Here is an 11,358-nt window from a genome sequence, read left to right on the forward strand (position 1 = left end):
CTAATATTATAATTTTTTAATAAGTTCAGCTAATTGCTTTGTCAATTCTTTTCTATGATATTTCTGAATATTTCTAGAATTTACAACCAAGTTTCCTTGTTTAAATTTAGAGTATAATTCTCTAACTTCTGATGCTAATATCTCTATATTCTTATAATTTGAAATCGTACCAGCGTTTGTATCTTGTAATATTGTAGCTAAGTCACCTTCTTCTGGTCCGATTGCTAAGATAGGTCGTTTTGCGGTTAAATACTCGAATAATTTGCCTGTTAAAATTCCTTTATTATTTGCTACATTCGGAATTAACAATAACAGCACTTGCGATTTTTTTTGATATGCTATCGCTTTCTTATGGTCAACATACCCAATAAAATTTGTATTCTTTTCTAAACTATTAGATTGAATTTCTATTTTTACTTCATTAGAAATATCACCAATAAAATTAAGTTGTAAATCGTTTTTAAATGCGCTATTTTCTGAACATAGTTTTTGTAAAACTGCAAATAAATTTTTAGGGTTGCTTTGTTTTGGTAGCAAACCAATATAAGAAATAGAGAATTTTGTATCTAAAATAACTTCTTCGTCTTCTGTAACTTCATCATCAAAACCGTTTGTAATTACTGCTACCTTATTTGCTATTTTTGAAAACTCCTTTTTTAAAGAATTACTAACGGTTAAAATACCATTTGCATTTTTTAATACAGCTTCTTCTAAATTTTTATTCTTTTTTCTCGAAAATGAAAGCTGGTTAAAATCCTTATTATAATACAAGTCTGACCAAGGATCTCTAAAATCTGCCAACCATTTTATATTATTTTTTTTGTGTAACTTCTGTGCAATTAAATGCATACTATGCGGTGGACCTGATGAAATAATAACATCTATTTTATTTTTATCTAAATATTTTTGAAGATATTTTACAGACGGTTTTACCCAGAATATTTTTGGGTCTGGTATAAAAAAATTTCCACGAATAAAAGATAGAAATCCACCTTTACTTATATTAGAAATTCCTTTTTTTTGCTGATTCTTTTTCCAAAACAATACATCTGTGGGCTCCCAAATTGGTTGTTTTAGAATTTCTATGTCTTTCGAAACTTCATGTATTAATGAGCTATCTTCTTTTGGATACCTCTTACTATCAACCGTATACACAACAGGCTCGATTCCAAAATCTTGCAAATATTTTACAAATTTCAACCAACGTTGTACGCCAGAACCTCCTGCTGGAGGCCAATAATATGTAATGAGTAATACTTTCAAACTTGTAGATTATCGTATAAATTAAGTAATTTTTGACTTTCAGTCTCCCAATTTTCACCTTTATTTATTACAGCATTATATGCATTTTCAGTTTTAGCTTTGTAAATACTATAGTTCATGAAAATATCTATTACTTTCATTGCAAAATCATCAGCATCATCTGCTTTAAAAACAATACCAGCGTCATATTTCTCAACAATCCTTTTTAATGGCTTACAAGAACTAACTAATAGAATACTTTTACTCATCATTATTTGAAATAATTTGTGTGGTATTGTATTGTTTGTATGCTCATTTGCTATGTGTGGTATTATATTTATATGAGTAGTTTGCATGATAGTTGCAACTTCATGGAAAGGTTTGTATCCAACAAAATTAACATATTTTTCAACTTTATGATTTATAGCTACTTCTTTCAATTTATTCTCAACATCCTTACTTCCCTTTCCTATTAAAAAAAGTTTTGCATTTGGAACATCCTCTACTATTTTAGACATTCCTTTAATTGCAGTATGCAAACCTCTATGAGGTCCGAAACCTCCAACATAAGTAATGGAAAAATCATTTCTATTAATAATATTTTGGTTTCTTTTTTCATTAAAATGATCCACAAAATCTTTTTTCTCGTGGTTGGAAACGACCACTAATTTTTTATGGTCTATATTAAAGTTCTTGATTAGCTTTTCTTTCATTTCTTCCACTACACAAATAACTTTATCGTATTTTCTACAATATTTATTTTCTTTTTTAGACCAAATTTTTGGATTCATAAAAAGAGAATTCTTCCATTTTATAATTGTATTCTGTTTCCATAAAAACCATGTTTTAAGAGCTTCTGGATAGTTTTCGTGCAAGTCTAAATATATCTTTTTATTCACTTTTGATTTGAACTTAAAGCCAGTTCCTGCTAAGGGTAAATCATGCACATGTAAGTAATCTACATCATATTTTTTAAATGTCTTTATCAATCCAAAGTAAAATAAAGGATTTACATCTAAAACGCTTTCAATGATATCATAAATTCCTTTTTTAACGGTTGTATAATTGTAACCTATTCTAAAAATCTCTACATTATTAACAGTTTCGAATTGTAAATCATTCTTTTTTTTAGGACAAACAATTACTACTTTTTTTCCATTTTCAACTAAAGCTTCAGCTTCTTTTCTAACTCGAATATCATTAGGATAGGATCCATCAACAATCATACAGATATAACTCATGATAAATATTCAATAGTTCTTTTAATAATTCTTTCTGTAGCATTCCCGTCCCAAAACTCTGGTACGAAACTTTGCTTAATCTTCCCTTCCTCAATATCTATAATCGCTTTTTTTATCTTTTCAGTATCAAAAGACATCAATTGATTGGTTCCTTCAGTTATTGTTGATGGACGTTCAGTATTTTCTCTTAAAGTAATGCATGGAATTTTTTGAAATGTAGTTTCTTCTTGAATACCTCCGCTATCTGTAATAACACAAAATGAATATTTAATTAATTTTTGAAATGAAAAATAGTTTTGCGGTGGTATGATCATTAAATTTTGAATCTGATTTAATGTTTCAAATAAATCAAACTTTGTAAAACTATTTTGAGTTCTTGGATGAATTGAAAAAATTACATTCTTTTTTTGAGTAAGATTTTTAAATAAATCAATTATTTTCAATAACGCTTCTTTTCCATCTACATTTCTTGGCCTATGCATAGTGACCAAAATATATTTATATTTCTTTTGTTGAATTTCTTCTAATATAGTTGATGCTTCAATTTCAGGAGTAAAGTGAACTAAAGTATCTATCATCGTATTCCCAACAAAGGCAATTTGAGCTTCTTTTTTGCCAATGTTTTTTAAATTTTGAATACCACTCTTTTCCGTTACGTAACAAATATCTGATAGTTCATCTGTTAAGATTCTATTAATTTCCTCTGGCATTTTTCTATCTAAACTCCTCAAACCACTTTCTATATGACCTAATTTAACATTTAATTTATTGGCACAAATTGCAGCGGCAAGTGTAGAGTTTACATCTCCAACACATAGTAATAAATTCGGCTTATATTCATTGACAATCTTTTCGAGTTTTATGATAATTTCTCCAATTAAGCTATTTGCTGAAGAATCTTTAATTCCTAAAAAATAATCTATTTCAATTTTAAACTGCTCTAAAAAAACATCAGACATTTTTTTATCATAATGCTGACCAGTATGCACTATTTTTATCTCTAGCTCTGGATATTTCTTTACAACTTTTTTAAATTGAGTTATTTTAACGAAATTTGGCCTTGTTCCTACTACTATTACTATTCTTTTTCTCATTCTATTCTTTTTCAGCATAAACCGCATAATATCTTGGAGTAAAATTCCTTAAAATGGGTCTAAAACCTATTTTCTTAATAGGACTAGTCCATTTTTCTTTTTGTTGAATTTGCCAACCAGATTTTTCTAAAAGCCAATCGAATTGCCAATCCTCAAACTCGTGATAATGTCTATCCCACAAATCTGTTTTACTTCGATATGCTTTTGCGAACCATAAATTTAAAGGAATTGTCGTGACCAACTTAGTCGCTTCAATCTCTTTTAATACATTAAATGGTGCTAATAAATGTTCGAAAATTTCAAATGCAGTAACTGCGTCCACGTTATGCTTTTTTACAATTTCAGGAATTAAATCTAAATCTTCACCTTCAGTATTGATCACAGTATATCCATTTTGTTCCATAATTTCAGAAAATGGATTTCGAATGCCTAAATCTAAAACGGTTGCTGGACTTGGCAGAACTTTTTGAAGAAAAGCTAATGTATGTTGGTATCTTTTAGATGGTATGACAGTGTACATTTTTATAATTTAAAAAAGTAAATTTAACGATTTAAAAATGAAATTAATGAAATGCTGATACCTCAAAGCAAGAATATAATATTAATGAAAAACTAGAAAAAAAAAAAATTGAATATCTTATCTATAAACTTAACAACAATTCTAAATTCAGAAATTATTCAATTAAATCTCTTGCCGAAGAAATAGGTTACACAAATGCTTCCGCCTTTGCTAGGGCTTTTAAGAAGTACAAAGGAATAACTCCATCGGAGTATCTTAAAATGCTAAAATAGATTTATATTCTTCGCTTCTTTTTCTCATCGTAAAAAAACCATCCGATAGATACAAATAGTAAAAGTGCATAAGAGATTAGAGAGAAAATATTTCCTTTCTGAATTACTTTTGGCTCAAATTTGAATTCAATTTTATGTTCTCCTGCTAGAATTGGCATTCCTCGCAAAACATAATTTACTCTATAGTGAGGATTTAATTCATCATCTATATAAGCATTCCAACCATCTTCGTAAAAAACTTCAGAAAATACTGCAAATTGGTCTTTTTCTGATTTTGATTGATATGTTAATGATGTAACATTATAATTTAATAATGCGATTGTTGCTGTAGAATCTTGTTGAATCGGAGGTTTAAAACTTAAATTTTTATAATCTCTTTCTAAAATTACTGCCTCCCTTTTTGTATGTAAAGAATCTAAAGCCTTTATTTCTTCATTTGCAGAATTTACTACTTTTAAATTTTCTACAAACCAAACATTTCCATTTGCAGCTGTATTTTGTTGTGCTTGCGGTTTTCCTTGATCATCTGGAACGATAAAGTATTTGGTATTCAACATGTTTAAAACCTGCGTATTATTTTTTGCTATTTGATAATCAAATAACTCTTGATAACGCCCCAGTTTGGCGGCGTGGTAACCACCAATAGATTGATGAAAATAAGAAGTACTTCCATCATTCATTGGATCTACAGCAAAGTTTAAAACCCTGTAATGGTTTTTATCTTGCAAAATTACCTTGTCTGCATTCGAAGCTGTAAATGGTTTCTCTATTTTTCTAGATGGTTTAAAATCGTCTTCGTTTACATATCTTTTGTTCACAGAAATCAAATCGAAAAGGATAAAAACTGTCAAAGCTAAAATTACATACACAGATTTTAGTTTGTCCTTTAGAAAAAACCATAAAACGCCACCAGAAATCAATACTAAAATTAAAGAACGAACCGTATCTGAAAATAACATTGCTTTTCTATCTGCCATCACAGCATCTAAAAACCCTGGAACTTCGCTATATTGTTGCGCGTCTCTTAAACCCTCAAACGTACCAAATACATGCGCAAGTGCAAAACCAGCAATAATGAGCCCACCAAAAACATACACTGCTTTTTTTAGTGCTTCTTGTTTTTCTACTTTAGAAATTTTCGAAGAAAAGAATTCTTTTAACGCCAAAACGCCTAAAATGGGTACGCATAATTCTGCAATTACTTGTATAGATGAAACTGCCCTAAATTTGTTGTATAACGGAACATAATCAATAAAAAAGTTAGTAACTACTTCAAAATTTCTTCCCCAACTTAATAGTATAGAAAATACGGTTGCTGCTACTAACCATTGTTTTAATCTTCCTTTTACTAAAAACATTCCTAAGAAAAATAAAAAGAAAATTACGGCACCAATATAGGCAGGGGCTTCAACTATTGGTTGGTCTCCCCAATAAGTTAAAACTTGACTTGAATACTCTTTTGCTACTTTTTTACCAGCTTTTTCTTCTATAAATTGATAAAAGTTAGAGCTTTCTCCTAATTCTTCTACCGTTCCTCCACCCATAAATCGGGGAATAAACAGATTAAAAGTCTCTAGTTTTCCATAACTGTATTGTGTAATGTATGCCTTATCTAAACCTTTAGAAATTTCTTTTTCTGAGCCGTCTAAATTGATGGTCAATTCAGATTTTCCTCTTGTACTGTGATCTGCATACTCCTTTAATGCCATTAAACGTGGTGCATTTGCACCAATTCCTAAGATAACTGCGGCAATAATTACTGCTGCTTGTTTTATAAAAGAGGGTAATTTATTTTCCTTTACTGAATTGATAAACTCTACAATTCCTAAAATTAGGAGACAGAAACCAAGGTAATAGGTCATCTGTATATGATTTGTGTAAATCTCTAAAGCCATCCCCAAACCTGTGACGATAAAGCCGAGTACAAATTTTCGTTGAAAAACCCATAAAACTCCTGCTAAAACTAAAGGCATATAGGCAATTGCATGTGCTTTTGCGTTGTGTCCTGCACCAAAAATGATGATTAAATAAGTCGAAAAGCCAAAGGCCAAAGCACCCAAAATGGCCAATCTCCATTCAACTTTTAAAGCCATCATTAGAATAAAGAAACTTAAAAAATACAGAAAAGTATAATCTGCGGGTCTTGGTAAAAAACGAAGAATTTTATCTAAACCTCTCACAAGATCATTTGGGTAGTATGTACTTATTTGATAGGCTGGCATGCCACTAAAAGAAGCGCCTGTCCAATAAGGTTCTGCATCATTTGTTGCTCTATAATCATTTATTTCTTTTACCATACCGGTAAATTGAGTAATATCTGACTGGTTTAATTTTTGTCCGTTTAAAATAGGATGAAAATAAATTACCGATGCTAACACAAAAATAATGATGGCGACTATATAAGGAAATATTTTAGAGAGTTTCACTTTGCGGTTGTTTTGGTTGGTGATGTATAGGTAGATAAAATTAATCAATTTCTTCAAAATCTACATATTCACCAACAGAATTTTTACTCTCTTGTTGGCTTCCTGGTTTTTTATCAATAATAGTTTCTCCTTCTTTTACAGAAGGTGCTTGCTGTTTTCTTTGTTGACCTCCAAACTGTTGTTCTGCTTTTTTTTGAATTGTTTCTGCCGCTTTTTTCATTAAAAAAGGAGCAAAAAGTTTCGCTAAAAATTTAAAAGCATAATAAAATACTAATAAATATAATATGGTTGTAAATAATCCTTTCATCATAATTTCTAAAATAATATATCAAAAATAACAATTTGAGTACAATTGAAGCGTTATGAATCTATAAAACTTTCTTAAAGCTAAAAAAGTATCGTTTGCCTTTAAAAAATAGCTTTTTTATCCTATGTTTGTGAAGCATGTGATCCTTAAAATGTAAACCCTTTTTTTTTAACTATGAACTTCAGTAAGCTATACCTCTCTATTCTATTCTTTTTTCTTAGCTTCCATGTTATTTTTGCACAATATACAGATGTAATTAATTCGAACAAACCTGGTTTTTCTGAAAGCCCGTATAGCGTTGGTACGGGTGTGTATCAATTTGAAAGTAGTATTTTTCTTAGAAACACAAGTATAGAGCCTACTTTTTCGACACCACAATCTTTCGGATTTGATCTTTTGTTTAGAACAAGTTTTCTATTAGAAAAGTTAGAATTGAATGCGCAAGTAACCTATCAAAAAGATAAAGTTGCTTTTAAAAATATTTTTACTTCCCATTATTTTACAACGGGTTTTAGTAGAATGACTATTGGTGCAAAATATTTAGTCTACCAGCAAGCGTATGAAGACAAGTCTAAAGAAGTTAGAAGTTGGAAAAGAAGAAATGCTTTTGATAAAAAACGACTCATTCCTTCGGTAGCCGTGTATTTAGGAATGAATACAGATTTTGTAAATGAGATTCACCAAACAGGAAATATCACTCCAAAAGTGGGCATTTTACTACAACACAACCTCACTAGAGATTTTAATATTATTACCAATCTTTTTTATGACAACATTGGCAGCGATTTTGCTGAATATTCATATATCATAACTGCAACACAGAATTTTAGTGATAGATGGTCTGCCTTTTTTGAAAATCAGACTGTTTTTCAAGAATATCAAAACAATACAAATCTTGGCGTAGGTCTTGCCTATTTATATAGCAGGAATTTGCAATTTAATACTTCTGGAAGATTCCTTTTTGAAGGGGCAGCACAAGGCTTCTATGCAAGCGTAGGTATTTCGTACCGAATTAATAGGCATGAAGATTCTTATACGGAATTAGATGATAGTGGATCAGAATTAAAAGACACGCCCATTTCTAGATATAACAAGCAACAAAACAATTTCTTTAGTAGGATTTTTAGTATTTTTAAGAAAAAAGAAAAAGGTAATTCAAGACCAAAAAGAAGTAGAAAAACAACATCTAGTAAGAAAAATGGTGGTATTTCTGGCTTATTTGGGAAGAAGAAATCAAAAAAGAAGAAAAAAGAAACTGAAATAGAAAAACTAGAAAGAGAAATAAAAGAGCTAGAAGAAGAAATGAAAAAGGAAAATAAGAAAAAGAAAAAAAATGATACTAATTAGAAATCCTTTTTTAAAATGATTACACTAAAAAAAATAACCAATAAAAAGGAAATGAAGCAATTTGTTACATTTCCTTTTTCGTTATATAAAAACAATAAATACTGGGTTCCTCCTATCATTAAAGATGAAGTAGATAATTTTGATCCCAAGAAAAACCCTGTTTTTGAAAACGCAGAAGCACAATTTTTTGTCGCGATTAGAAATGGTGAGATTGTGGGAAGAATCGTGGCAATTATCAATTGGTTTGAAGTTGAACAACAACAGATTAAAAAAATGCGTTTTGGTTGGTTTGATGTGATTGATGACATTGAAGTTTCCAAAGTTTTATTAGAAAAAGTAAAAGAGATAGGTTTAGAAAATAATCTAGATCATATAGAAGGCCCAATCGGGTTTAATAATCTCGATAAAACGGGCGTTTTAACAGAAGGCTTCGATCATTTAGGAACGATGATTACCTGGTACAATCACCCATATTACAAGGATCATTTAGAGCAATTAGGTTTTGTAAAAGAAAAAGAATATTTAGAAAACAAGTTCAAGTTTAAAAATGTTGATGGCGTATATTTTGATAGAATTAGTACCATTCTAAAAAAACGACTGAAGTTAAAAGCATTAGATTTTACAAAAACAAAAGACATCTTACCCTATGTTGATGAAATGTTTGAAGTATTTAGTGCAGCCTATGCTAAACTGTCTACTTTTGTTCCTATTTCTGATGCGCAAATCGCATTTTTCAAAAAGAAATATATTGGTTTTATCAATCCAGAATATATAAAATTTGTGGTAGATGAACATAACAAAGTAGTGGCTTTTGCAATTGTAATGCCTTCTTTTTCTGAAGCTTTACAGAAAGCAAAAGGGAAATTATTTCCATTCGGATTGTTTCATTTATTAAAGGCCAGAAAACATTCAAAAGATGTAACATTTTACTTAATTGGTGTGCATCCAGAGTATCAGAACAAAGGGGTTCATGCAATTATTTTTGATCAATACACCAAAACATTTGCGCCATTAGGAATCGAAAATTGTATTAGAACTCCTGAATTAGAAGATAATGAAGCCATTAAAAAATTATGGGAAAATTTTGACCCTGTAACACATAAAAGACGAAGAACCTATCGGAAAAGTATTCAGTAAGGCAGTAGGCAGTAGGCAGTAGGCAAATTTAAAAAATTCTAACGAATGTCATTTCGCAACCTGCCTACGGCAGTCAGGTGAGCTTTTTTTAAGCGATTGAGAAATCTCAAATTTGAAACCTAAAACTTGAAACTTTGAAACCTAAAACCTGAGGCTTTGAAACTTGAAACCTGAAACTATTTTAAAAAAAACTTCTATAATTTTGAACTTTACATCTCAAATCTTGAACTCTTAAGCATGCAACTATTTTACAATTCAGAAATTTCTACAGAAACCCAACAAATCACTTTCGATAAAATTGAAAGCAGACATATTGTGCGTGTTTTACGAAAAAAAGAAAATGATATTTTAAAAATCACCAACGGAAAAGGATTTTTATTTGATGCTGAAATACTGATTGCGAGCGATAAAAAATGCATTGCAACAATTATCGCTACCGTAGAAAAGCCAAAACCTTGGAATTATTATCTACACATTGCCATTGCGCCTACCAAAAATAACGATAGGGTAGAATGGTTTTTAGAGAAAGCCACAGAAATTGGTATTGATGAAATTACACCGATCATTTGCTCAAATTCAGAAAGACGCGTTGTAAAATTAGAACGTTTTGAGAAAATCATTCAATCTGCGATGAAGCAATCTCTAAAATTTACGCTCCCAAAACTAAATGAGCCTGTAAAATTTAACGAGTTTATAAAGCAAGATTTTGAAGGCACCGTTTGTATTGCACATTGTGAACCCACCGGTGAAAACTCAGGAGAACCAGAAAAAAAATTATTAAAATCAGTTATAAATCCGTCAGAAAAAGTAACCATTTTGATAGGCCCAGAAGGCGATTTTTCTATGGAAGAAATTAGAAAAGCCTTAGATAAAAAACTCACACCTATTTCTTTAGGTGAAAGTAGATTGCGAACAGAAACGGCTGCTCTGGTTGCTGTGAATATGGTATCTTTTATAAATGAATAAGTTTTTTACTATCTTGCTTCCGTTCTAATTATACAGCATATATGAAACAAATTATTTTTCTATTTTTCACTTTTTTATTTTTACATATAAACGCCCAAGAAATAGCAATTCTTAAATACAATGGCGGTGGCGATTGGTATTCAAACCCAACTGCAATTCCGAATTTAGTTGCATTTGCAAATACAGCTATTAAAACGAATCTATCCAAGAATCCACAATCAGTAGCTGTGGGTAGTCAAGATCTTTTCAATTTCCCGATGGTATTTATGACAGGTCATGGAAATGTCTATTTTTCAGACGAGGAAGCAGAAAACTTAAGAAACTATTTAGTTTCTGGAGGTTTTTTGCACATCTCAGATAATTATGGTCTTGACAAATTTATTCGAAGAGAATTAAAAAAGGTTTTTTCGACTTTAGAGTTTAAAGAAATTCCTAGCAATCATCCTATTTACAATCAGACTTTTAAATTCCCAAACGGAATTCCAAAAATTCATGAACATGACAAAAAACCTGCGCAAGGTTTTGGAATTTTCTATGAAGGCAGATTGGTTGTTTTTTATGATTATGAAACCGATTTAAGCGATGGTTGGGAAGACGAAATAATACACAACAATCCTAAAAGTGTAAGAGAAAAAGCTTTAAAAATGGGTGCTAATATTATTGAATATGCTTTTTCTAATTAAAGTTAGCAGTTAGCAGTTAGCAGTTAGCAGTTAGCAGTTAGCAGTTTGTATGTCCCTGATATAGGTTGACCACTTAAACCAAAGTGTAAGCTTATGAAAGCAAATTTAAAACAGTTAAAGAAA

General features: G+C 30.4%; 11 protein-coding genes. 5 read left to right on the plus strand and 6 right to left on the minus strand.

The window, feature by feature from the left end; translation table 11 throughout:
- Positions 1 to 6: 6 nt before the first annotated feature.
- Genes Q0998_RS01410 through Q0998_RS01425 form a run of 4 tightly spaced genes read right to left on the minus strand, consistent with a single transcriptional unit; the run spans position 7 to position 4,097 of the window.
- Positions 7 to 1,263 (minus strand): glycosyltransferase family 4 protein, encoded by a 1,257-nt coding sequence (locus tag Q0998_RS01410; protein ID WP_299665162.1) that lies wholly within the window; start codon positions 1,261 to 1,263, stop codon positions 7 to 9.
- The gene (locus Q0998_RS01415; protein WP_299665164.1) at positions 1,260 to 2,483 is read right to left on the minus strand and encodes a glycosyltransferase; all 1,224 of its coding nucleotides are present in this window, start codon (positions 2,481 to 2,483) and stop codon (positions 1,260 to 1,262) included. Before Q0998_RS01415 ends, Q0998_RS01410 begins: the two co-directional genes overlap by 4 nt.
- The gene (gene wecB / locus Q0998_RS01420) at positions 2,480 to 3,577 is read right to left on the minus strand and encodes a non-hydrolyzing UDP-N-acetylglucosamine 2-epimerase (protein ID WP_299665167.1); all 1,098 of its coding nucleotides are present in this window, start codon (positions 3,575 to 3,577) and stop codon (positions 2,480 to 2,482) included. Before wecB ends, Q0998_RS01415 begins: the two co-directional genes overlap by 4 nt.
- 1 nt (position 3,578) lies before the next feature.
- A complete protein-coding gene (locus Q0998_RS01425; protein WP_299665170.1) occupies positions 3,579 to 4,097 on the minus strand; it encodes a methyltransferase in 519 nt (172 codons plus the stop codon).
- 161 nt (positions 4,098 to 4,258) lie between these two features.
- On the opposite strand from Q0998_RS01425, the gene Q0998_RS19375 reads away from it, so the two are divergent.
- Entirely contained in the window at positions 4,259 to 4,369 is a 111-nt protein-coding gene (locus tag Q0998_RS19375) for a helix-turn-helix domain-containing protein (RefSeq protein ID WP_366943585.1), read from the plus strand.
- A 2-nt stretch (positions 4,370 to 4,371) separates the two neighbouring features.
- Here Q0998_RS19375 and Q0998_RS01430 read toward each other — a convergent pair whose 3' ends face one another.
- The gene (locus Q0998_RS01430) at positions 4,372 to 6,795 is read right to left on the minus strand and encodes a YfhO family protein (protein ID WP_299665172.1); all 2,424 of its coding nucleotides are present in this window, start codon (positions 6,793 to 6,795) and stop codon (positions 4,372 to 4,374) included.
- A gap of 40 nt (positions 6,796 to 6,835) precedes the next feature.
- Entirely contained in the window at positions 6,836 to 7,105 is a 270-nt protein-coding gene (locus Q0998_RS01435) for a DUF4834 family protein (protein WP_299665174.1), read from the minus strand.
- A gap of 171 nt (positions 7,106 to 7,276) precedes the next feature.
- On the opposite strand from Q0998_RS01435, the gene Q0998_RS01440 reads away from it, so the two are divergent.
- The 4 genes from Q0998_RS01440 (at position 7,277) to Q0998_RS01455 (ending at position 11,235) form a co-directional block, all read left to right on the plus strand.
- The gene (locus Q0998_RS01440; RefSeq protein ID WP_299665176.1) at positions 7,277 to 8,449 is read left to right on the plus strand and encodes a transporter; all 1,173 of its coding nucleotides are present in this window, start codon (positions 7,277 to 7,279) and stop codon (positions 8,447 to 8,449) included.
- Positions 8,450 to 8,464: 15 nt separating this feature from the next.
- Positions 8,465 to 9,586, plus strand: a complete 1,122-nt coding sequence (locus Q0998_RS01445) for a GTP cyclohydrolase (protein WP_299665178.1) — start codon at positions 8,465 to 8,467, stop codon at positions 9,584 to 9,586.
- A gap of 237 nt (positions 9,587 to 9,823) precedes the next feature.
- Positions 9,824 to 10,552 carry a 16S rRNA (uracil(1498)-N(3))-methyltransferase gene (locus Q0998_RS01450; protein WP_299665181.1) on the plus strand — a complete coding sequence of 243 codons (729 nt, stop codon included), beginning with the start codon at positions 9,824 to 9,826 and terminating at the stop codon, positions 10,550 to 10,552.
- Positions 10,553 to 10,593: 41 nt separating this feature from the next.
- Positions 10,594 to 11,235, plus strand: a complete 642-nt coding sequence (locus Q0998_RS01455) for a DUF4159 domain-containing protein (protein ID WP_299665184.1) — start codon at positions 10,594 to 10,596, stop codon at positions 11,233 to 11,235.
- The last annotated feature ends 123 nt before the right edge of the window (positions 11,236 to 11,358 follow it).

Source organism: uncultured Polaribacter sp., from assembly GCF_947501385.1.
Classification (GTDB): Bacteria; Bacteroidota; Bacteroidia; order Flavobacteriales; family Flavobacteriaceae; genus Polaribacter.